Raw genomic sequence first — 22,031 nt, 5'->3', positions numbered from 1 at the left:
GTCAGAAGTACGCAGTAATCAGGCACATGGTGCCGTCCGCCCCGCCGCCCTCTGGCACGCCGCCCTTGATACGCCGCTGCAACTCCGATGCTGCGGACGCCGACGACGCCCGTACCGACAGCCGCAGCTATCCGATTCGAGAGAGGTCGTGACCAAGATACCTGCGGTGACCTGTGTACATGCGGGCGCACTCGACGCTCGGCCTGAGGCCGAGTCGTTCCATGAGCTTGACCGGGGCGATGCCGATATCGGGCATGTCGCGAGTTGCAGGAAATCCTGGCGTGATGGCGGACAATCGATTGACCAACGCGGTGGCAACGTCTGTGCAACCGGCTCGCGGACGACGGCGACCATGCCCGGCAGACCACGCACGACGCGTCCATCGCCGTCCTCAACGCCGGCTACGAGACCGGTACAGCCCTGCGGAAAGTCAACGGCATCTGGGCTCAGCAGCTGAAGACGCTCATGAACGCGTGCGCGAACATCTCCGACCACCTGGACCACTCGGCCGCGTCGCACCAGAAGCAAGCGGACGACATCATCGTCTCGCTCAGCCCGGGAACACCCCGATCCAGTTGGGTGAGTCAGAGGGATACACGAGTGCACGAGCCGCCACGCTCGTATGTGAACTGCCCCTCCCAGTCAGGCCGGAAGGAGTATGTGAAAGGCAGCAAGATCCTTCACGGCCCGTTCGGACGCGCGACGCAGACGAACGGCCGATGGCCTCCTTCGCCTCGGGGGGCGAGAAAAGCCACCGGCCGTTGGATCGAGCCGGGGTGACTACAGGGGGTCGATGCGCTGGCCGCCCTTGCCGCTCTCCTGCTCGCTCTGCTCCTGCAGCCGCCGAGCCTTCTCCATGAGGCGCTTACGCTCCTCCGGGTCGGTGGCGCGCTCGGCCGCGTCCTTCATCTCCTGCACCTTGGCACGCATCTGCTGGGCACGCTTGCCGGATTCACCTGCAACGCTCATGATCGCTCCTTGGATCTGCGGAGGGGGGTTGGCCTCATCAGCGAATCAGCGTCCCCACAACCGCGCACCTCGAACGGTTACCCACCGCTATCCCTGCAGCTCCGCCCCGCGTAGTCGTCACAGGCATTCGGCTACACGCTCGGGTTCCGGCCGGCGGAGTGCCGGCGAGGATCCACGGTCCGCGTCCGATCGAGGGAATGCTGACCCGCGTCCGCTCTCCACGAGCATGGTAAGGGGAGCACTCTGATCATGACTGTTACCGCGAACATCGACACCACCCGCCCGGTGGCGACACTCATCAACGTTTTCACCGTCGCTCCCGACCGCCAGGCCGAGCTCATCGCCCTGCTCGCCCGCGCCACCGAAGAAACGATGAAGCACCAGCCCGGCTTCATCTGCGCCAACTTCCACGCCTCCCAGGACGGCGAGCGCGTCATCAACTACGCCCAGTGGGAGTCCGAGGAGCACTATCGCGCGATGCTCACCAACCCCGAGGCCCGCATCCACATGGACCAGGCGGCGACGATCGCGACGGACGCACAGCCGCGGCTGTACCGGGTCGAGTCTGCCCACTCCAAGTGAGTCGACCCCAGCACCTCCCCGCTTGTTGCAAGGCTGCCATGTGTGCGGGCGGGCCTTTCGCACGTTCGGCCTGCTACGCACCCGGGCTCTGAGCGCGCGATCCCTTTCCCAGGAGCAGTCCCTCACCCGCCGCGTCGGCCACCTGGCGTCGAAGGAGGATCAGGCGCGCTTCTCGGCAGGCCGAGCCATGGCCCGTTCCGGCGAACTGACCCGCAGGCGCTGGGACAGCATCAACGAAGGGGCGGAACCGGAGGAACTGCGGCGGATACGACGAGAGAGCCTGAACGTCGGCCGCCGCTCACAGTCCCGGGCCGCCGACGACCGCATGACGGCCGCGCATAGCGCTCAACGATCGCGCCGCCGCCGAGCGTGTCGGCGCCCGGAGCATCACCATGTGGCTGCGTGAACGCACCTACGAGGGCGCCACCCTGCGGGAACTGGCGGCATCCACCGGCCTCAGCGTCCCGTGGGTGGCGGCCCGGATCGGTCCGCGCTGAGGCTCCGTACGACAAGGTGGCCGAGGGTGGAGCCGTCGCGGGCACCGAGAGCGTCAGCGGCCGAGGACCGGAGAAGTGGGAACATGCGTACGCCGTGCCCCGAGGGGAGCTCAGGACGTCCACCGAGCGTTGAGTCTTTGAACGAAGCGTTTCCCGTACGCGCACGACACGGGCCATGTGATGTGGAGGACCCCATGAACGCCGCCGAAGAGGGACGGCAGCATCTCGACGCGGCCGGCGTCAACGCGAAGCAGACGCTCCTCCAGCTCCTCGGCCGGGCGGGGGTCTTCTCCGGCGACGCGGAGGAGCTGATCGGGCTGGTCGAGGCTGGTGCCCTCGCCCTCGCGCACAGGGAGATCAGCGGGCTCGGGCGGGGGGCGCCAGGGGAGAAGGGTGAGCTCTACGAGGCCGGCTGGCTCGACGGCACCCAGGCCGTCACCGACGAACTCGGCGACCTCGCCGAACGAGCACTACGGCATGCCGTCGACCCTGACCCGTCGGCCACCTCTCCGGATGCCCGCCCTCCCGTCAGCAGAATGCAGGTAGAGCGAGCCAAGGTGGCGGTCATGCCTCTCTACCTCTCTTTCACCACCGCCTCCGACCTCGATCCCGAGGTCTCCGAGCAGGTGCTCATCGCCGTCCTCGGCACCATGAACTCCAGGCAACGGGCCGGATACGCGGGGCCGCTGGCGCAGTTCGCCTCGGACAACCGAGCACGCCTGGAGCGGCTGTACAGGGAGTACGGACCCGGCAGCGTCATCGCCGTCCACGGCCGCAACTCCCTCATCCACTCCCCCACCAGCATCGCCGTACTGGAACGGCTCGCCACGGCACAGTCGGCGCTGCGGGAGGAGTGGGACGCCGCCGAACTCCCGCCCGCATGGCTGGAGGGACTCACGACAGCCTGGGGCTCGCCGACCTGACCTTCGACCGCCCACACGGGCCCGGCCCGCGCGGGCCGGGGTACGCAGCGGTGGGCCTTTCCCCGAACGCCGTCCAGGAACTTGGCGTAGTGGCGGGAGAGGAACTCGCTGGTCCGGCTGACGCGGCGAGCGCGCGGAACTGCTGCTCGCGTCTGCGCGGGAGATGCGAGGGGGGTTCAGGTGTCGTCCGGGGCCAGGAGAGGGGAGAAGAGTTCGCGCAGGTCCTGGACGTAGGGGGCCTCGCCCAGTGCGTGCTCGGCGTCCGTCAGGAGGGCGGCGGCGAGTTCTCTGCCACGGTGGAGGTCTCCTGTGTCCCAGAGCAGCATGGCGAGTCGGCTGCGGTCAGGCAGCGTCTCGCGGACCCTCAGGTCGGAGCGCGATGAGTGAAGCTCAACAGCTCGCTCCGTGGCGCTGATCGCGCCCGCGAGATCTCCCGCCGCCATCAGAGCCGAACCGAACTCCCACAGAAGGGCGTGGACCCACTCGTATGCGTTGTCCGTGGCCTCGGCCGCCTTGTCGAGCCGACGCTCGATCTCGTCGGCCGCTCTTGTCGCGTACCGGTCGACGTCCGACTCGGCCAACAGAGCCCAGCCCCGCGCAAGCACCCCGTCAGCATGGAGGGTGACCCGATGGGTGCTGCCGAAGACCCGTTCGGCTCTCTTCGCGTTCTTCACGGCCAGGGACATCCCGCCGTCGAGATCGCCTTGGTCCAGCATTCCCGCCGCCAGGGCAGCCGCTGCCGCGAACGTTCGTGCGTCCTTGCGCCCGTACAGACGCCTGGCCATGGCCAGGTTCTCGCGAACCAGCGCCAACGCGCGTTCCCCGTCCCCCATGTACCCACATTGGCGGGCGAAGGCCCGGCGGGTGAACAGGGTGAGCTCGTGGTCCTGTTCGGGCCATGCCTCTGCAGCCGTCATCGCGATCTCGTACCACTCCGAAGCACGGGCATGTGACAAGCGCGCCTGGTGCCATGACCCGATCTTTTCGACGAGCAACACCACCGCTTTCGACATGTGTTCCGGAGGCAACCGGCGCCCAAGGACCTCTGCGTGAGGTACCCAGGCGGCACTCGCGGAGAGCTCTTCGTCGATCATGAGGAGCATGGCAGCGGCGTCACGGGCGGTCACGACATCCGCAAGGCGCCGGTGCGGATCGTCCGGATCCCCGGTACGCGCCACTGCCTGCACCAGCCGGTGCACCGAGATCGTCCCGTCTTCATGCAGGCTGATCATGCTGTGCGCGGCCAGGCGACGGAGCGCCTCCGTCACGTTCGGCCCTCCGCCCAGAGCGTCCAAATAAGCGCGAGGGATCCCGCCCGGCGCCCACCATGCGATGACGAGCAGGATCCTCGCTGCGAGCGGCGTGTCCGCGAGCCGGTCCAGCGTCACGCGCCAGATACGGGCGATCGTGCGCTCCGCGTCGCCGCCCTCCGCCCTGTTCGCGAAGACCTGCTCGGGATACCGGGCGAGGAGATCCAGATACGCACGCGGGCTGATGCGCGCCTCCACGCAGTACGCCGCCGCCTGCTCCACGGCCAGCGGCAGGCACCCCAACTCGCCGCACAACTCCTCCACATCCGCCACCGGGCCGCCGTGGATCCGCCCGAACAGCTCGACCGCCTGCGCCAGTTCGAGTACGTCCAGGGACAGCGACTCGGCGATCCCGTGCCAGCCCGTGGCCCGGCGCGTGGTGATCAGGAAGTGCCCACCCGTCGCCCGCCCCAGCAGCGGCTTCACGTCTGCCGGATCGGACACGTTGTCCAGCACCAGCAGCCAGCCGTCGTGCGACGACAGCCACTGTACCGCCAGCTCGCGCAACGCCTCCCGTGACAGCGCGTCGCGCAGGGCCGGCTGGAGTGCCACGGCCATGTCCGCCAGGCCGGACTCCAAATCGGCCGGGGTCTCCGCCGTGACCCACCACACGGGGTTGTACGCACCCGCCCGTCCCGCACACCACCGCGCCGCAAGCGTCGACTTCCCGATACCGCCCAGGCCGTGCACCGCCTGTACGACTACGCCGCCCGTATCCCTGAACGCCTCGTCGAGCCGGGCAAGTTCGCGTTCCCGGCCGATGAACAGGCGCGCCCGTTCCGGGAGATTGACCATGTGCGGCGGCGCCTGGGGCAGCTCGAACGCCTCCGGCGGCAGTGTCAGCGACTTCTCCACGTGCATCGCGACCGCGTGGTCCCCGGTGAGTGCCTGCCGGATCGACCGGGCTGCAGCGATCGATCGATCGCCGGACGACTCGGCCGAGGACCCCGTGCCCATCCCCGTACTCATCAGTTGCCCGTCGACGCCGAACCGATGTCGCCGCCCGCCGCGATGGAGCCCTTACCCGAAGCATTCACGTTGCCGGGCTGCCGCAGCGTGCCCGGAGGCGGTGCGGGCGTGGGGGACGGAGGCGTAGGCGCCGTACCACCACCCGTCACTCCGCCTCCCGTCGACGCGACCCCGATGTTCCCGCCCGCCGCGATCGCCCCATCGCCGGAGGCGTTGACCCCCGACCGGGCGGGCGGCGTGGAGGGTGGGCCGAACTGCGCGTACAGCGCGAGCGCGAGGCCCACCAGCCCCACAACGCCGCCGGTCACGCTCGCCGTCTGGTCCGCCTTGCCGAGGTCGACGACTGCGACCACGAGCAGCATGACCGCGCCCGCCGCGCACAGGAGAACTCCGGTCCACAGCAACATCCTTGCTCTCATGGGGGAATCATCCCGTGCCGGGGCGCCGATCGGAGGAGTGCTCGCAAAACACGTGCGGGGCGGCGGCACGGCCGCCACCCCACCGAGGACCCGCCCCGCACCAGCGCGAGCGACGATCCGCGCCGGGTCGACCCTTCACGGGTCGGGGACATCGAGGTGGGCGGCCTGGAGGGCGATAACACGTACTGACCGACTTCGGCGTTCGCATCCGACGGACGCAGCACCCTTGGTGGCGCCGATTCCGTGCCCGGACCGAGGCGAGGAGAGGCGAGGCGAGGCGAGGAGAAGCGAGGCGGGGCGACCGGCGAACTCGGTCAGTACGCGTCGTCGGCGACAGTGCGAGCGTTGCCTGATGCGGGACTTGGGCCCGTCCGGGGAACCTGGTGGGACCGGGTCCGGTAACGGCTGCGGAATTCGGCCAGCAGCTCGTCGGTCGCCTCGGCGCCGGCGCTCACGGCGGCATGGACGTCGCGGAAGTAGTTCTCGTAGCCGGCGGGGGTGTAGAGGCACAGCGCGCGTACGGGAACCGGGCCCGCGTTGCGGAAGCCGTGGGGGGTGCCGCGGGTGGCGGCGAGCAGATGTCCGGGGCCGGCCGTCACCTCGCCGTCTCCGGTGTGGAGCGTCAACTCGCCGTCAAGGACGTAGAAGTACTCGTCGTGTCCTTCGTGCACATGTGGCCTGGCCCCAAGGGTGCCGGGAGCGAGGCTGAACTCCTCGAAGGCGAAGTGCCCGCCCGTGTGCTCGCCGGTGAGCCGGAAGAAGTGCGCGACGCCGGCGACGTCCAGAAGTTCACCGTCCTGGGGACGGCGCAGCAGCGGGCGGGCAGGAGGGCGGGGTTGTTGATCGTTCATGGCGGCATTGTGCCCAGAACTGTCCGGGCTGTCATGAGCGGCGCCGGAAGCGTAGGGGAGCAAGGGGTCGGTTCCCGTTCACCGCCCCGCCCTGACGTCCGCGTCGCGGGCCTTCGGGTTCCACCGCCGCTTCTTCGGCTGCCGTGGGTGCGGGATTCGTCCGCCCGGGGAGCCGCCCGGGCCGCGGTCGGCGGCGAGGGGCCGGGCTTCCCCTCGCCGCCCTCGCGTCAGGTCGCCGTGGCCGCTGCGGCTGCGCGTCCTGCTTGTCGGCCGGAGAAGAGGCAGCCACCGAGGAATGTGCCTTCCAGGGAGCGGTAGCCGTGGACTCCGCCGCCGCCGAAGCCCGCGACCTCGCCGGCCGCGTACAGACCGGGAATCGGGCTCCCGGAGGCGTTCAGGACGCGGCCCGAGAGGTCGGTCTGGAGGCCACCGAGGGTCTTGCGGGTGAGGATGTTGAGGCGTACGGCGATCAGCGGGCCGGCGCTGGAGTCCAGGATCCTGTGTGCCGAGGACGTGCGGCTGATCGAGTCTCCGGCATAGGCAAGGGCGTTGCGGATACCCATGACCTGGACGTCCTTGGTGTACGGGTTGTTGATCTCGCGATCCCGTGCCTCGATCTGCCGCTTGAGGTCAGCGAGGTCGATCAGGTTGTCACCCGTCAACTTGTTCATCCCGGCGACGAGGTCGGGGAGTGTGGTGGCGACCACGAAGTCGGCGCCGTTCTTCTTGAACTTCTCGATCGGCTCCGGGCTCTGCCAGATCCGTGAGAGCAGTTTCCAGATGTCCTTGTTGGTGAGATCCGGGTTCTGCTCGGAGCCGGAGAGCGCGAACTCCTTGGCAAGGATCTTCTGGGTGGTGACGAACCAGGAGTAGTCGTGGCCGGTGTCCGTGATCGACTTCAGGGTGTGCAGGGTGTCGTAGCCCGGGATGTCCGGGCTGCCGAAACGGCGGCCCTTCGCGTCGAACCACATCGACGACGGGCCGGGCAGGATGCGGATGCCGTGGCCGGGCCAGATCGGGTCATAGTTCCTGAGGCCCTCGGTGTAGTGCCACATGCGGTCGGGGTTGACGATCCGTCCGCCTGCCTTCTCGGTGATCGCGAGCATGCGGCCGTCCACGTACGCGGGCACGCCGGTGACCATGAACTTCGGCGGGGTGCCGAGACGCGAGGGCCAGTTCTGGCGGACGAGATCGTGGTTGGCGCCGATGCCGCCGGAGGTGACGACCACGACGGGGGCGCGGAGTTCGAAGTCTCCGACGACGGTGCGGGAACTGGGTTTGCCGCGTGCGGCGTCGCTCGGTTCCAGGACCGCACCGCGTACGCCGGTGACGACGCCTCCCGTCGTGACGATGCCGTCCACACGGTGCCGGAACTTGAAGGTCACCTTCCCGTCCGCGACGGCGGTCCGCACCTTCTTCTCGAACGGCTCGACGATCGCCGGGCCGGTGCCCCAGGTGACGTGAAAGCGTGGCACCGAGTTGCCGTGGCCGTCCGCAAGGCCGCCACCGCGCTCGGCCCAGCCGACGATCGGGAACCATTGAACGCCCAGGCCGGAGAGCCAGGACCGCTTCTCCCCGGCGGCGAAGTCCACATACGACTCGGCCCACTTGTACGCCCAGTGGTCCTGGCCAGAAGGGTCGGTGATGCCCCGGTCGAAGCCCGCCGTGCCGAGCCAGTCCTGCCAGGCCAGGTCGTGCGAGTCCTTGATGCCCATCAGGCGCTGCTCGTGCGAGTCGACGAAGAACAGCCCGCCGAAGGACCAGAACGCCTGACCGCCGAGGTTCGCCTCCGGCTCCTGGTCCAGGAGGAGCACCTTGCGGCCTGCGGCGGCGAGTTCGGCCGTGGCGACCAGGCCGGCGAGGCCGTGCCCGACGACGATCGCGTCGGCGTCCTGCGACCCGGCGGCGAACGCGGGGAAGGCCTGGGCGGCCAGGGCGGCCCCGGCGAGCACCCCGCCGGCGACGTGGAGGGCCCTGCGGCGGCTGATGCCGACGGGCTCCTCGGCGCCGTCCCCGTGACGCGCTGCGGAATTGTCTCTGGAGTTCTCCATGGCTACCTTCCGTCCAGGGGTGCTGTCGGTGCGGGTACGAGCAAGAGGTGCCGGGCGACATGGCGTTCTGACCAGTGTTACCGACGGTAGCCCACGGGTTTACCGGCCACCAGAGTGGTGCGCCGTCAACCACATTCCAGCCTCAACAGCCTGTTCCTTCATAGGAACAGCACTTGACACAGGGCGAGTTGGGGCTGCGGCCCGCTCGGACCCGAACCGCGGAGAACCTGACCGGTTCAGGAGTGAGGAGTCCACTCCCAGCAGGCGTTCAACCACAGCATCCGAACCAGTCCCCTCAGCGACCTCCCGGATCACCGCATCGAACGGATCTTCCGCGCGCTCAACCCTGCCGCCTGCGTTATCGTCGCCCGCATGCCTGAACTGATCACACCCACAGTTCGATTCCATTCGTCGTGGCTCGCGGCGCGTGACGAGTGGTCTCCAGGTGCCCACCAGGACGGGACCGGCTTGCGTCTCGCACGTGAAGCCGACCTCGACAGCCCCGAGGTCTTCTCAGCGTGGGTCGAGCAACTGCAGCAGCAGTCGGACAGGTCAGTTGCCGTGGGAGAAGGGCGCGTCCACGCCACCCACTGGTGGATCGTCGAGGACGACAACTATTTGGGAGCCATCGATCTGCGGCACTACCTGAACGCCTTTCTGCTCGATGTCGGCGGACACATCGGCTACAGCATCCGGCCCTCCGCCCGCAGGCGCGGCTTGGCCACGTGGGCCCTCGGGGCGGTTCTGCCCGAGGCCCGTGCATTCGGTCTGGGCCGGGTCCTCGTCACCTGCGACGACGACAATGTCGGATCGGCGCGCAGCATCGAGCGCAACGGTGGCGTCCTGGAGGACACCCGCACCACCGACGCGGGCATCAAGCGCCGCTACTGGATCACTCTGTAGGCAGTGGTGCAGCCGTGGTGGTGAGCCACTCGTTGTTGGCCGTGACCACCACGGCTGCTTCGTAGCGGACGGCGAGTTTGTCATATCGGGTAGCCACGGCATGGTTGCGTTTGAGGCGACAGACCGCACTCGACCGCATGGCGCTCGCGACAGTCGGTCTCGTCGAAGTTCGGTGGCCGACCGCCCCGGCCAGGAACGCGGGCGGCCCCTGCGAAAGGGCGCCGCCTCTGTCTATGTGCAGCGGCAGTACTCCGGCACGGCCGGCCCCACGGAGAAGCTGCCGGACCGAGGTCTTCGCGGCGCCTGGTCCTCCGGGCGAGGGGTGTCGTCGGCCCGTCAGAACACGCGGATCGGGATCTCGGCGGCGTCGGCGAGCAGATCGGAGATCTCGTCGTCCAGCCGGACCAGTGTGACGGAGGCGCCGGCCATGTCGAGCGACGTGCAGTACTCACCCACGTAGCTGCGCCCGATCTCGATGCCTCGCTCGGTCAGTTGCTTGTGGGCCCGTCCGTACACCAAGTAGAGCTCTCCGACAGGTGTGCCGCCGAGGCCGTTGACCATCAGTGCGACGCGGTCACCGGAGGCGTACGGCAGGTCGTCCACCACCGCGCTGACGAGCTCGCGCACCATCGCGTCCGCCGACTGGAGCTTCTCCCGCTTCCGGCCCGGCTCGCCGTGGATGCCCACGCCCATCTCCACCGCGTCTTCGGGCAGGTCGAACAGCGGCGAGCCCTTCGCGGGCGGTGTGCAAGCGGTGAGCGCCATGCCCATCGTTCGGGTGACGGAGTTGACCTTCTCTCCGATCCGGTGCACCTCGTCGAGGTCCGCACCCCGCTCGGCGGCCGCGCCGACGGCCTTCATCACGAAGAAGTTGCCGGCCACCCCGCGCCGACCGACGGTGTACGTCGAGTCCTGTACGGCCACGTCGTCATCGATGAAGAGAGTACGGACGGTCACCCCGTCGGCCTGGGACAGCTCCTCGGCCATCTCGAAGGCCATCCGGTCCCCGGTGTAGTTGTTGACCAGCAGCAGAACGCCCTTCGGGGAGGCGACCAGCTTGACCGTCTCGTAGACGGAGTCGGCGGGCGGCGCGGAGAACACGTCGCCTGGACAGGCCGCGTCGAGCATCCCCTTGCCGACGGTCATCACATGCGCCGGCTCGTGACCGGACCCGGAGCCCTGCACGATGGAGACCTTGTTCTCCTGCGGAGCGTCGGCGCGCATGATCAGGTTGTACTCGGGGACGTACTTCAGCGTGTCGGGGTTGGCCAGGGCGAGCCCCTCCAGCATCTCCGCAACGTAGTCCTTCGGGTCGTTGACGAACTTCTTCATCCCGTAACTCCTTCGTGGTGCCGGTCCCGGCCGCTGGGAGGCGGACCGGGAGCCGGGCCCGCCGGCTTCCGTCAGTCGCGTGCGTCCCACTCGGCGGCGACGCGCTCCGCCATGACCGCGACCGCCACCGCGCCCGGGTCCGGCGAGCCGATACTGCGCTCACCGGTGTAGCTCTGGCGGCCGCGTCGGGCCTGCATCGATGTAGTCGCGTCGGCCGCGGTACGGGCCGTCGTGGCGGCCAGCCGGGCGAGTTCCGCCGCACCGGCCCCCGGTCCGCCCTCGGCCAGCCGCTGCTCCAGGGCATCGGTCATCGGTATCAGCGCGTCCAGCAGCGTCTTGTCGCCGAGGTCGGACTTGCCCCGCGCCTTGATCCCCTCGGCCGCGGCCCGCAGCATGGCCACCGCATCCGCGGCGTCCAGCTCCGACCGGTCCTTCACGGCCCCGGACGCACGCAGAAAGGCTGTGCCCCAGAGCGGCCCCGACGTACCGCCGACTCGCTTGGAGATCACCAGAGCGACCTTCTTCAGGAATTCGGCCGGCGAGCCGGATGCGAGGGCGTCCCAGTCGGCGAGCACGATCTCGAAGCCGCGGGCGAGTGAGTACCCGAAGTCCCCGTCACCCGCGACGGCGTCGAGGTCACCGAATGCCTTTTCGTTGTCGACCGCCGTCCGGGCCATGGTCCGGACGACGAAGGCGAGGTCGCCGACGGGTGTCGATGGCGATGACATGACTCTCCTGACTGCCACGACGTCAGTGCGAACGAGGATCCGGACCGGGCGGTGCGGAGTCGAGCGGCCCAGCTGCGGACGAACCGGAGGATGCGGTGGAGCCTGCGTCGCCCCCGGCGCTGAGCAGGACGGCCAGGTCGGCGAGCACCACCCATGGCCCCGGACGGGCGCCGAGCGGATCGCTCAGCACCCGGGTGACGGTGTCCTCCGGCGGCGGGTCGCCGAGCGAGGTGACCACCAGGGAGGCCCCGGTGAAGTCCTCTTCCTCGGTGTAGGTGCTGGTCGTGACGGCGCAGGCCAGCCCGCTGCCGAGCGCGGCCAGCATCCCGTTGCGGCTGTCCTCGATCGCGACGACGCGCGCCGGATCGAGGCCCAACCGGTGTACGGCGAAAGCGTAGATGTCCGGGGCGGGCTTCTTCCGCTGGACCACGTCCCCTGCGAACACGCTGAAGTGAGCGGCCAGTTCGGGACCCATGGCGAGTTCGAGCACGCTGCGGACGGACGCCTCCGCGGAGGTGGAGGCGACCGCGAGCGTCCACCCGGCCTCGTGGGCCTCCGCGGCGACCCGCCGCACGCCGGGCCTGGGCGGAATGCCTCCGCTGCGGATGATCCCGGTGTAGATCTCGGTCTTGCGCCGGTGCCAGCCGGCGAGCTGCTCCTCAAGTGCGGCCGGGTCGGTGGGCAGACCGGCGGCGGCGACGAAGTCGGGGGTCAGCAGTGTCCGCATCCGCTCCTTGCCGCCGCCGACCTTCAGCTTCTCCGCGTACTCCTCGTCGCTCCAACGGACGGGCAGACCGAATTCCTCGAACGTCTCGTTGAATGCGGGCAGGTGTCCGTCGCGTTCGGTATCGGCGAGGACGCCGTCGCAGTCGAAGATGAGCGCGGGCACGGTCTCAGCCCGCCCGCCCGGCGCTGCCGAAGAGCCTCATCAGGGAACCGGCCAACTCGATGACATCCTGGCGAACGGCCCGGAAGAGCGACGGCGGATCCCACTTCTGCCGCTCCTCCGCCGTTCTGAGGAAGGCCAGATTCGACTTCATGAACGTCTCCTTGAGGGCGGTCGAGATGTTGACCTTCGCGCACCCCCGGGAGATCAGGTCGCGGAACTGCTCGTCGGACAGTCCGCTACCGCCGTGCAGCGCGATCGGTACCGGATAGGCCGCCACGAGGTCGGACACGCGCTGGGCGTCGAGCACCGGCGCCTGCTTGTAGGAGCCGTGGGCGTTCCCGATCGCCGGTGCGAAGACGTCGACCTGTGTGGTCCGCAGGAACTCCAGCGCGACCGCGAGGTCCTGCTGTTCGGCGGCGATGTCGCTGCCGATGCCGTCCTCCACACCAGTGATCGACTCGATCTCGCCCTCGACCGCGGCACCGTACGCACGAGCCTCCGCGACGACCTCGACGGTCTGCCGCATGTTCTCCTCGACCGGCAGCTTGGAGGCGTCGAAGAGCACCGAGTTCCACCCCCGCCGCAGGCACTCGGTGATGACCTCGCGTTCCGGGCAGTGATCCAGGTGCAGGGCGACAGGCACCTCGATGCCGGCGGTCATCGCGGTCCACATGGCATAGAGCACGTCGCTGCCGATGGACTTGACCGTCTTCACGGAGGTCTGCACGATCAGCGGCGACGCGTTCTCCACCGCGGCCGTCAGCACGGCCTCCAGAGTGAGGTCGTTGAACACGTTGATGGCCGGTACGGCGTAGCGCTCGTTGAAAGGCCCGGAGAGGATCTCGGTCAGCGGTGTCACACCCACGGCGCCTCCACGTTTCCGCCCCCGCCCCCTCCATTCCACGCCCGCGAATCACACCCCGCCACTTGTAGCCTGGATCCAGGCGGCCCCGGCGGCCCGTCGTTCCACGAGCGGGACGGGGCCTGGATCACGAGGAGTGGACGCCGCAATGGGCGGCCGGCGGAGTTCGCTCGCCGGTAGCCGGTGCGGTCCGCCCCTCCGGTCCTCAGAGCATTGCGGTGCGGGAGCTTCGCGTATTGGTCACGGTCACCGTCGCGATGTCCGAGCGGTAGCGGTCGTCGGACCACTCGATGGGCATGCCCTGGGAGTCGGTGGTCAGGCGCCTCTCCCGCAACAGCGGCGTGCCCTCGGGGACGTCGAGGAGCTTGGCGTCGAGCGGATCCGCGGGGATGGCGTCGAAGGTGTGCCGGGCCGAGTGCAGGTCCACCCCCTGGTCGGTGAGCAGTGCGTAGATCGAGCCGGCGTCCAGGTCCGCGGAGATCAGCGGGCGGCCTACGGCTTCGACGTACGTCATCCGTTCCAGCATCGCCGGCCGCCCGTCGAGCAGCCTCAGCCGGATGAGCTGGACGGCGAGATCGTCGGGGTCGATCTGAAGGGCCGCGCCGATCTCCGGCTCGGGGCGGCGCAGTGCGATCTCCTGGAGCCTCTGACCCGGCGTGTAGCCGGTCAGTTCCGCGCGCCGGGTGAAGGACAGGAAGGACTCGAACGGCTGGCTCGGCACGGCGTCCAGCACCACCGCCCGCTTGCCCTGTCCACCCCCGATGAGCCCCTCGTCCCGTAGTGCGGCAAGTGCTTGGCGGACCGGGCCACGTGATGCCGAGAACTCTTCGCACAGATGGGCCTCGGACGGCAGGAACTCGCCGACCCGGAGGGCTCCGGAGCGAATGCGATGGCGGAGCTCGCCCGCGATGGAGCGGTGCATTGGGGTGGCCATGAACTTGACCTTACAGGTCTGGGCGGTGGCCCGCTTGGCCGCGCGGGACTGCCATCGGGCAGTACCAGCTGGGTGCACGCCTGTTGTTCACCCAAAGTTCCGTACCCTCACGCCCTCCCCACTCCTGTTCTTGTCTATATATGTTGGTGATCCATTGACTGCAACAGTGACAGGTTAGGCGTGTGGTGCCGGTGACCTCGGAAGACTTCATTGACGTCCGTTATGCCCGCTGGGACGGCGTCGGCCGGCCGTTCTCGCTGGTCCGCGCCACCACACCGGGCCGGCCAGGCCCCGGAGAGGTACTGGTGCGCATCGATCTGGCCACCGTGTGCGGCAGCGACCTGCACACGGTGCGCGGACGCAGGCCGTCACCGACCCCCTCGGTGCTGGGACACGAACAGGTGGGCACCGTCGTTGCCGTCGGCTCCGACGCCCCGGCGTGCGTGGACGGCACACCGGTGGTGCCCGGTCTGCGTGTGGTCTGGTCGGTCACGGCTTCCTGCGGAAGCTGCGACCGCTGCCGGCGCGGCGCACCCCAGAAATGCCGGCACTTGCGCAAGTACGGTCACGAGCCCCTCGACGAACACGCCCCGCTGACCGGCGGGTTCGCCACCCACTGCGTGTTGTTGCCGGGCACGGCCGTCGTGGCCGTACCCGACGGCCTGCCGGACCCGGTGGCCGGCCCCGCCTCCTGCGCCACGGCCACCGTCGCCGCTGCCGTCGAAGCCGCCGGCCCCCTCGAGGGACGCCGCGTACTGGTCACCGGGGCGGGCATGCTGGGCCTCACCGCGGTGGCCATGGCCGCCCGGGCCGGCGCGCACGTGACCGCCGTCGACCCGTCCCCCGCCCGGCGGGCTCAGGCCGAACAGTTCGGCGCCGCACGCGTCCAGGACGTCGACGAACCGACGGACACCATCGACGTCGCCCTGGAACTCTCCGGCCGCACGGAGGCGGTGCGGACCTGCCTCGCCGCCCTCGACACCGGCGGCACCGCCGTGCTGGCGGGCTCCGTCTCGCCGGCGGGTTCCGTCCCCCTCGACCCCGAATGGATGGTGCGCGGGCTGCGCACGGTCACAGGGGTGCACAACTACCGGCCCGCCGACCTGCAGGCAGCCGTGACCTTCCTGGCCGGACACCATCGCAGCCACCCGTTCGCCGACCTCGTCACGGGCGCCTACCCACTCGACGCGATCGGCGCCGCGGTCGAGGCCGCCGGCCGCGCGGCGGCTCCACGCCAGGCCGTCCTGCCGACCGCGCGATGACGGTGGGAGCGGCACCCCGCATCGGCCCGACCCCTCGCACTTGACCTTACAAGCCAACGAACACAGAGGACCGAAGTCCCATGCCTATATGAACGATGCATGACTTATCAATACATGTCGTTGTGCGCCCCTCCGTTGCCTGGGAACGTCTCTTCGCACCCCTCACACGGACCGATCGTTCGCCGCCCCTGCTCGCCGTGCGCGGGCAAGGGCGCGACGTTCAGGAGGAGAAGAGATGACAGACAACGGCCTGCACAGACGGAAGGTGCTGACGGGCGGCGTTGCCGCCGCGTTCGCGGTGACAACCGCCTCGCCGGCCTCCGCGGTCGACGGCGTCCCGCGCGCCGCCGAAGCCGAAAGCCCCCTGCGCGCTGCTGTCCTGGAGTTCGTCGACCCCTGGACCAAGAGCCTCGGCCTGGCCGAACTTCTGCGCCGCGCCGGCTTCGAGGTCGTCCCCCTCGACCTCACTCGCGCCGCCACCGATCAGCCCGAACCGGTCGACCTGATCGCCTTCGGGACGTTCACCAACAACAACAGCGAGTACCTCGACTACGTCGCCGAACACTCCGTCTCGCTGCGGCAGTTCGCGGCCGAGAGGCGCGTCGTGCTGGATCTGGCCCAGTCCGACCAGTACGGCGCGGCCGTGGCGTATCTGCCGACCGACATGTCCGCGATACGCACCGACGCGGACTACGACACGATCCACCCCGTCGTCGCCGACCACCCGCTGGTAGCGGGACAGCGGATCAGCAACGGCAGGCTGTTCACCGGCCGGAACACCGGCCCCCGGGTGAGCTACGAGACCGTCGGCGAATGGCGGTCGATGCGGGTCCTGATGGCCTGCGCGCCCTCCGGTTTCCCGCCCGCCCTGCTGGAGGGCGAGTTCGGCGGCGGGCGGTTCCTGGTGTCCAGCCTGACCGTCGACAAGGTCTTCGACAGTGCCGGCAAGGCGGTTCAGCCGGACCAGGCCGTGGCGGACAGCGCGGCGTTCTTCACGGCACTGGCCGGCTACGTCCGGATGGTCCGCACCGGTACGGCCCCCGCCGTGGTGCCCACGCCGATGCCGCCCGAGCAGCCGGTCGGCCCCATGGTGGGCCACACCGAGCCGGACAGCGCCCGCGTCTGGGCCCGCCCCGGCCTCGACCCTTCCCTGTACACCCGCTGGCGCTGTGCCTACCGTGAGGCTAAGACGCGCGGTTCCGGCAGCGCCTGGCGGTCGGTCACCACGGAGCTCGACACCGCCAACGACAACACCCTCGTCGCCCACCTGCGCGGACTGCGGCCGGACACGACGTACGAGTTCTCACTCGCTCCCGTCCGCGAGTCGGCCGGCTTCACCCCGATGACCGGATCGTTCACCACCTCCCCCGACCCCGACCGGCCCTCCGTCGTCACCATGGGCATGGGTTCCTGTGCGCCGTCGGTCCCCGACCCGGTGTGGACGAAGATCATGGAGGAGGGGTGCGACAGCTTCGTCATGCTCGGCGACACCCCGTACGTGGACACCTCCGACCTGAAGCCGGCGCGCAAAAAGCACCGCACGTTCCTGGTGCAGCCGGAGATCTCGAAGATGATCAGTTCCATGCCCGTCTGGGCCACGTGGGACGACCACGACTTCGGCGGCAACGACAAGCACGGTGACTACGCGAGCAAGCGCCAGAACCGTACGGCCTTCGTCAACTACCGTGCCAATGCCAGCTTCGGACAGACCGCCGATGGCAGGATCCTCACCAAGCGGGAAGACGGCGAAGGTATCTATACATCCTTCCGGCGCGGTCCGATCGAGGTCTTCCTGCTCGATCCGCGCTGGTTCAGCCGTACCGCGCCCAGTTGGGCCGACCCCGACAAATCGACCTGTCTCGGCACGGTGCAATGGAACTGGTTGCGCGAGCGGCTCACCCGGAGCACCGCCCCTTTCAAGGCCATCGCCACCGGCATGATCTGGGACGACAAGCAGAACAGCGAGTCCGACGACTGGGGCACCTACTCCCACGAACGCGACGCGATCTACGACTTCATCGCCACGGAGCGGATCCCCGGGTGCTTCCTGATCGGCGGTGACATCCACGTCTCCCGCGCCCTGAACTACGGTCCCCGCGTGGGCTACGACCTGTGGCAGTTCATCGTCAGCCCCCTGCACGACAGCACGATTCCCGGCCTCAACGTGCCCAGTCCCTTCCTGGTGCACAGCGCGGTCGAACCGCACGTCTTCCTGAAGCTGGTGGCCGACACCACGCTGGACATGCCCACCCTGACCGCGACCTGGATCAACCGGGCAGGCAAGCACCTCTTCGAGGTGACCCGCACCGCGGCGGAGCTGGGCCACACCGCCTACCCCAAGCGGCCCGGGCACGGCGCCAAGGGCCGGCGCGGGGAGGACCAGGGCCGGCGCGGGGACGACCAGGGCCGCCGATCGGATGTTCCCCGGCGCCGAGTCGGCGCTCTCCCGCGCCCGCGACAACCTGTTCGCGACGCCCAGATGAACACTCGGCAACCTGTAGATACAAGTGTTGACCGGGGTGGCTACGGCTGACACCTTGTGCTCGTAGCCGCCCCGGCGAGCGACTCCCCCCACTTCACCAGCATCCTCACCCTCCCTGTTCTTCCTCTCTTCGGAGTCCACTGTGCCTGTCCGCCGTCTCGCCCTCGCCACCTCACTCGTCGTGGCCGCAGCCCTGAGCCTGACCGCCTGTGGGGGTGCCTCGGACGCCTCCACGTCCGACTCGGCCACCTGCCCCGGCGGCAAGATCCGCTTCGGTGTCGAGCCCTTCGAGGATCCGGCCAAGCTGACACCCGCCGCCGAGGTCCTCGCCGACGCACTGGGCGAAAGCCTGGACTGCGAGGTGGAGCTGACCGTCACCGAGGACTACTCCGCGGAGGTCCTCGCCATGGAGAACGGCAAGCTCGACATCGCCGTCTTCGGCCCGCTCGGCTATGTGTTCGCCAGCAAGCGCGCCCAGGCGGAGGCCGTCGCCTCCTTCAGCGACGGCAAGGGCAAGGTGTCCAGCTACACCGCCGGCATCTGGGTGCCGAAGGACTCACCGATCAAGACGGTCGAGGACCTCAAGGGGCACTCCCTCGCCCTGGGGTCGATCGGTTCGACCTCCGGCGACGCCCTCCCCCGCAAGGCCATGCTCGACGCCGGCCTGAAGAAGGCCGACGTCAGGGTCAACTACGCCGGCGGCCACCCCGAGGCCCTGCTCGCCCTGGCGAAGGGCACCGTCGACGCCGCCGAGATCAACTCCCAGCAGCTGGCGAGCGCCACCGACTCGGGCACCTTCGACCCGTCGAAGTTCCGCAAGGTCTGGGCCTCGGACCCTATCCCCAACGACCCGATCACCGTCCGCGGCGAGCTCGACGCCGCGTTCAAGAAGGCTGTGACCGACGCGCTGCTGAAGCTCCCGGCCGACAAGGTCGCCAAGCTCGGCGCGCTGCTCGACGTCGACCCGCCGGCGCCCCTCATCGCCGTCGACAAGTCGACGTACCAGCCCCTCTTCGATCTGGCCACGTCGCTCAACCTCACCGAGAAGGACGTCTGATGCTCGCGCTGTCCCGGATCACGGTGCGGTACGGCGAGCGGCAGGTGCTGCACGGGATCGATGTCACCGTCGCCCGGGGCGAGTTGCTTGCCGTGCTCGGGGCCAACGGGTCCGGGAAGTCGACCCTGCTGCGTGCCGCCGCCGGACTCGAGCCGATGGCTGCGGGCAGCGTGACCGTCGACGGAAGGCCCTGCGGTCCGCTCGACATGGCCATGGTCTTCCAGCACATCCACCTGGTCCGCCGGCGCAGCGTCCTGGACAACGTCTGCGCCGGCGCCCTGGGCCGGCTCCGTCTGCGCCATTCGCTGACGCCGGCCCTGTTCCCGCGGCACCTGCGCGAGGAGGCCATGGCCTGCTTGGACCGGGTAGGTCTCGCCGACCGGGCGCACGACCTCGCCGGCAGTCTCTCCGGCGGCCAGCAGCAGCGCGTGGCGGTGGCCCGTGCCCTGTGCCAGCGCCCGCGGGTCGTTCTCGCCGACGAACCGGTGTCCGCGCTGGACCCCGCCGCGACGGAGCAGGTGCTCGGCCTGCTCGCCGAACTCGCCCACGACGACGGTCTCGCCGTGCTCGCCGTCCTGCACCAGCCGTCCCTCGCCGCCCGCCACGCCGACCGCGTGGTCGGCCTGCGCGACGGCCGGGTGCTGCTGGACGGGTCGCCGGGGCAGAACATCGACATCCTGTACCAGCCTGCGGTTGTGGAGGCCGTTTCATGACCAGCATCGACGACGTCCGGCGCCTCCCCGTGCCACCCAGGCCGCCGCGCCCCCGCGCGCTCTTCGCAGGCTGGGGCATCGCCGCAGTGGTGGTCACCGCGCATGTGATCGCCTGGAACACCACGGAGATGTCCCTCGGGGCGCTGGCCGAGGGCCGGCGCGGCATGGTCGACTTCATAGGCGAGGCGTTCCCGCCCGCTCTGGAGTGGGACGTGCTGCGTCCGAGCCTCGACGGCGCCCTGGTGACACTGTGGATCGGTCTGCTGGGCACCACCCTGTCGGTGCCGTTCTCCCTCGCCTTGGCGCTGCTCGCGGCGCGCGGCACCGCCCCGTCCACCTGGGTCTACCAGGCAGCCCGGTCCCTACTGTCGTTCCTGCGCGCGGTGCCCGACGTGGTCTTCGCGCTGGTCTTCGTGACGGCCGTCGGGCTGGGTCCGTTCCCGGGCGTGCTCGCTCTGCTGTGTCACAACGTGGGCGTGATGGGCAAGCTGTGGGCCGAGGCCCTGGAGGACGCCGACCCCGGACCCACCCAGGTTCTGCGGTCGGCGGGCGCGAGCCGGATCCAGATCGCCGCGCACGCTTTGCTGCCCGCGGTGACCCCGCAATTGGCGGGGCTGCTCCTGTACCGGCTCGACGTCAATGTGCGTTCGTCGCTGGTGCTCGGCCTGGTGGGCGCGGGCGGCATCGGTTTCCTCATCAACCAGTCCATCAAGCTGTTCCAGTTCGACGAGATGCTGACGCACATCCTGGTGGTCCTCGTCCTCATCGTGGCGGTGGACCGCGTGTCGGCCGCCGTACGGCGTCGCCTCACCTGACCGCTCACGGTTCTTCCTGGAGGCCTTCTTCCAGTCGAAACCTGGGTACGACGGCGGGGCCGTGGGCGGCGCGGTTGCGCAGCAAGCGCTCAGGCGGGGGTCGTTGACGGGGCCGTCGGAGACCCGGCCGCAGGGCTCTGTGTCGGTGTCGGACCATCGCACGGACCGTGGCCGGGAAGAGCGGGAAGAGGTTGGCGTAGGTGGCGCCGAGGAACGTCCCGTAGGGGATGCGGAGATGGCCGAGCCGCAGGTCGCCCAGGGCTTGTCGTAGCCGGTCGAGGTCGCGGGCGGTGTCGGCCGTGGAGACGTAGCGCAGCAGTGCGGCGTCCCGCTGTTCGCAGCGCCGGCCGAGATCGGCGGTCGCCGTGATCCAGGTGTCCCGTTCCGCCTCCCCGACGGGGAAGCCGGACGGAAGCCGTTCCTGCCGGGCGAGGGCTTCCTGCGGGCTGCCGAAACAGCGCACGGCGGTGCGGTTCTCCGACGCCTCGGGGATCCCGGCCGACGATGCCGGAGCGTCCCCGCAGCGGTTCGGGGATCCGGTCGTGGATCAGCGGGAGCACCGTGGTCCTGGGTCCACCGGGCCCACCGGGGTTGAAGAACGGGCTGCCGATGCGCCGTCCGGGTCCGGTCGCCTTCCGCCGGGTGACGGCAAGCTCGATCGTGCGGGACCCGGGGTTCTCGCGGCCGCAAGCTCACGCGAGCGGTCGCCATCACGGCGCACGGCGCGCGGGCTGATGTCCAGCCGCTCGGTCGGCAGCGCCCCCGGCCGGCCTCGGCGCGCCTGGAGCAGCAGGAGCGGTGAGCAGTCGCGCTGAGGTCTTCTGCATGATTCCCCTATCGCCGCGAGAAGCGGCCACAACCTGTCCTCTTCTCCTGCGACGGTGAGGTCATCGAGCGGGGCGCGAGCAACCCGGACCCGGGAAGCGCAGGACCGCCCGAACGCAATGATTCGAGAGGCAAGGAGCCGATCATGTCCGTCAACACCGTGACCCACCTGAACTTCCGAGGTGACGCCCGCGCGGCGCTCACGTTCTACCAGTCCGTGTTCGGCGGGGACCTGGTCGTGGTCACGTATAAGGACGCCGGAAACGTCCAGGACCCGTCAGAGGCGGACCAGGTGATGTGGGGCCAGGTGGCCGCGGGCAGCGGCTTCGGCGTGATGGCCTACGACGTGCCCTCGCATCTGCCGTGGCACCAGGGCGAGAACGCGTTCTTCGTCTCGCTCCGCGGCGAGACGGCCGAGGAGATCACCGCGTACTGGGAGAGGCTCTCCGACGGCGCGACCGTGCTGCAGCCGCTGGGACCCGCGCAGTGGGCGCCCCTGTACGGAATGCTGAAGGACCGGTTCGGCATCACCTGGGTCGTGGATGTCGTCAGCGAGTACAACGCCTCCTGACCACCGCCGCGTTCTGACCCAAAGCCCACCCGGCCCGGGTGGCGGGCATCCGCCACCCGGGCTTGCCGCGATGAGGACTCCCCTGAG

20 protein-coding genes and 2 pseudogenes are annotated in these 22,031 nt (G+C 69.5%); 9 read left to right on the top strand and 13 right to left on the bottom strand.

Annotated features, from left to right (window positions below; all coding sequences use genetic code 11):
• Positions 1-780: 780 nt before the first annotated feature.
• Positions 781-969, bottom strand: a complete 189-nt coding sequence (locus ACFU5O_RS25345) for a DUF6381 family protein (protein WP_384244084.1) — start codon at positions 967-969, stop codon at positions 781-783.
• 249 nt (positions 970-1,218) lie between these two features.
• Between ACFU5O_RS25345 and ACFU5O_RS25340 the strand changes: the two genes are divergently transcribed.
• Complete coding sequence (locus tag ACFU5O_RS25340; protein WP_384244082.1) at positions 1,219-1,551, top strand: antibiotic biosynthesis monooxygenase family protein; 333 nt, start codon at positions 1,219-1,221, stop codon at positions 1,549-1,551.
• Positions 1,552-2,242: 691 nt separating this feature from the next.
• A complete protein-coding gene (locus ACFU5O_RS25335) occupies positions 2,243-2,971 on the top strand; it encodes a hypothetical protein (RefSeq protein WP_384244081.1) in 729 nt (242 codons plus the stop codon).
• A gap of 176 nt (positions 2,972-3,147) precedes the next feature.
• On the opposite strand, the gene ACFU5O_RS25330 is transcribed toward ACFU5O_RS25335, so the two are convergent.
• The 5 genes and pseudogenes from ACFU5O_RS25330 to ACFU5O_RS25310 all read right to left on the bottom strand — a co-directional run.
• The gene (locus ACFU5O_RS25330) at positions 3,148-5,238 is read right to left on the bottom strand and encodes an NB-ARC domain-containing protein (protein ID WP_384244080.1); all 2,091 of its coding nucleotides are present in this window, start codon (positions 5,236-5,238) and stop codon (positions 3,148-3,150) included.
• 11 nt (positions 5,239-5,249) lie between these two features.
• On the bottom strand, positions 5,250-5,669 hold the full coding sequence (locus ACFU5O_RS25325; RefSeq protein WP_384244079.1) for a hypothetical protein: 420 nt from the start codon (positions 5,667-5,669) through the stop codon (positions 5,250-5,252).
• 314 nt (positions 5,670-5,983) lie between these two features.
• Positions 5,984-6,520 carry a cupin domain-containing protein gene (locus tag ACFU5O_RS25320; RefSeq protein WP_384244077.1) on the bottom strand — a complete coding sequence of 179 codons (537 nt, stop codon included), beginning with the start codon at positions 6,518-6,520 and terminating at the stop codon, positions 5,984-5,986.
• A 227-nt stretch (positions 6,521-6,747) separates the two neighbouring features.
• Positions 6,748-8,571 carry an FAD-binding dehydrogenase gene (locus ACFU5O_RS25315; protein ID WP_384244076.1) on the bottom strand — a complete coding sequence of 608 codons (1,824 nt, stop codon included), beginning with the start codon at positions 8,569-8,571 and terminating at the stop codon, positions 6,748-6,750.
• Between the two features lie 237 nt (positions 8,572-8,808).
• Positions 8,809-8,925 (bottom strand): annotated as a pseudogene (locus ACFU5O_RS25310) (NUDIX domain-containing protein); the annotation flags it as partial.
• An 18-nt stretch (positions 8,926-8,943) separates the two neighbouring features.
• Between ACFU5O_RS25310 and ACFU5O_RS25305 the strand changes: the two are divergent.
• On the top strand, positions 8,944-9,474 hold the full coding sequence (locus ACFU5O_RS25305; RefSeq protein ID WP_384244075.1) for a GNAT family N-acetyltransferase: 531 nt from the start codon (positions 8,944-8,946) through the stop codon (positions 9,472-9,474).
• Positions 9,475-9,810: 336 nt separating this feature from the next.
• Here the strand turns inward: ACFU5O_RS25305 and dhaK are convergent, their stop codons facing one another.
• The 5 genes from dhaK to ACFU5O_RS25280 form a co-directional block, all read right to left on the bottom strand.
• Positions 9,811-10,806 (bottom strand): dihydroxyacetone kinase subunit DhaK, encoded by a 996-nt coding sequence (gene dhaK, locus ACFU5O_RS25300; RefSeq protein WP_384244074.1) that lies wholly within the window; start codon positions 10,804-10,806, stop codon positions 9,811-9,813.
• Positions 10,807-10,877: 71 nt separating this feature from the next.
• Positions 10,878-11,534 carry a dihydroxyacetone kinase subunit DhaL gene (gene dhaL / locus ACFU5O_RS25295; RefSeq protein ID WP_384244072.1) on the bottom strand — a complete coding sequence of 219 codons (657 nt, stop codon included), beginning with the start codon at positions 11,532-11,534 and terminating at the stop codon, positions 10,878-10,880.
• A gap of 22 nt (positions 11,535-11,556) precedes the next feature.
• Complete coding sequence (locus ACFU5O_RS25290) at positions 11,557-12,423, bottom strand: HAD-IA family hydrolase (protein WP_384244071.1); 867 nt, start codon at positions 12,421-12,423, stop codon at positions 11,557-11,559.
• Between the two features lie 4 nt (positions 12,424-12,427).
• A complete protein-coding gene (locus ACFU5O_RS25285; protein ID WP_384244070.1) occupies positions 12,428-13,288 on the bottom strand; it encodes a ketose-bisphosphate aldolase in 861 nt (286 codons plus the stop codon).
• 202 nt (positions 13,289-13,490) lie between these two features.
• On the bottom strand, positions 13,491-14,219 hold the full coding sequence (locus ACFU5O_RS25280) for a GntR family transcriptional regulator (RefSeq protein WP_384244069.1): 729 nt from the start codon (positions 14,217-14,219) through the stop codon (positions 13,491-13,493).
• 191 nt (positions 14,220-14,410) lie between these two features.
• On the opposite strand from ACFU5O_RS25280, the gene ACFU5O_RS25275 reads away from it, so the two are divergent.
• The 5 genes from ACFU5O_RS25275 to phnE all read left to right on the top strand — a co-directional run bounded on the left by ACFU5O_RS25275 (position 14,411) and on the right by phnE (position 20,548).
• Positions 14,411-15,481 (top strand): zinc-binding dehydrogenase, encoded by a 1,071-nt coding sequence (locus ACFU5O_RS25275; RefSeq protein ID WP_384244067.1) that lies wholly within the window; start codon positions 14,411-14,413, stop codon positions 15,479-15,481.
• Between the two features lie 235 nt (positions 15,482-15,716).
• Positions 15,717-18,014: an alkaline phosphatase D family protein gene (locus tag ACFU5O_RS25270; protein WP_384244065.1), complete on the top strand. Its 2,298-nt coding sequence runs from the start codon at positions 15,717-15,719 to the stop codon at positions 18,012-18,014.
• 91 nt (positions 18,015-18,105) lie between these two features.
• Positions 18,106-19,020 carry a phosphate/phosphite/phosphonate ABC transporter substrate-binding protein gene (locus tag ACFU5O_RS25265; RefSeq protein ID WP_384244064.1) on the top strand — a complete coding sequence of 305 codons (915 nt, stop codon included), beginning with the start codon at positions 18,106-18,108 and terminating at the stop codon, positions 19,018-19,020.
• The gene (locus tag ACFU5O_RS25260) at positions 19,020-19,733 is read left to right on the top strand and encodes a phosphonate ABC transporter ATP-binding protein (RefSeq protein ID WP_384244063.1); all 714 of its coding nucleotides are present in this window, start codon (positions 19,020-19,022) and stop codon (positions 19,731-19,733) included. Before ACFU5O_RS25265 ends, ACFU5O_RS25260 begins: the two co-directional genes overlap by 1 nt.
• The gene (gene phnE, locus ACFU5O_RS25255) at positions 19,730-20,548 is read left to right on the top strand and encodes a phosphonate ABC transporter, permease protein PhnE (RefSeq protein ID WP_384244062.1); all 819 of its coding nucleotides are present in this window, start codon (positions 19,730-19,732) and stop codon (positions 20,546-20,548) included. Before ACFU5O_RS25260 ends, phnE begins: the two co-directional genes overlap by 4 nt.
• Before the next feature lie 4 nt (positions 20,549-20,552).
• Here phnE and ACFU5O_RS25250 read toward each other — a convergent pair whose 3' ends face one another.
• Both ACFU5O_RS25250 and ACFU5O_RS25245 read right to left on the bottom strand, forming a co-directional pair.
• Positions 20,553-21,011 carry a hypothetical protein gene (locus ACFU5O_RS25250; protein ID WP_384244060.1) on the bottom strand — a complete coding sequence of 153 codons (459 nt, stop codon included), beginning with the start codon at positions 21,009-21,011 and terminating at the stop codon, positions 20,553-20,555.
• Positions 21,012-21,236: 225 nt separating this feature from the next.
• A pseudogene (locus ACFU5O_RS25245) lies at positions 21,237-21,375 on the bottom strand (transcriptional regulator); the annotation flags it as partial.
• A 143-nt stretch (positions 21,376-21,518) separates the two neighbouring features.
• Here ACFU5O_RS25245 and ACFU5O_RS25240 point away from each other — a divergent pair.
• Complete coding sequence (locus ACFU5O_RS25240) at positions 21,519-21,944, top strand: VOC family protein (RefSeq protein WP_384244059.1); 426 nt, start codon at positions 21,519-21,521, stop codon at positions 21,942-21,944.
• Positions 21,945-22,031 lie beyond the last annotated feature (87 nt).

Origin of the sequence: Streptomyces sp. NPDC057445 (assembly GCF_042802855.1) — a bacterium.
Taxonomy (GTDB): Bacteria; Actinomycetota; Actinomycetes; order Streptomycetales; family Streptomycetaceae; genus Streptomyces.
Note: the sequence above shows the minus strand (reverse complement) of the source record. Positions and strands in the feature narration are given on the sequence as shown.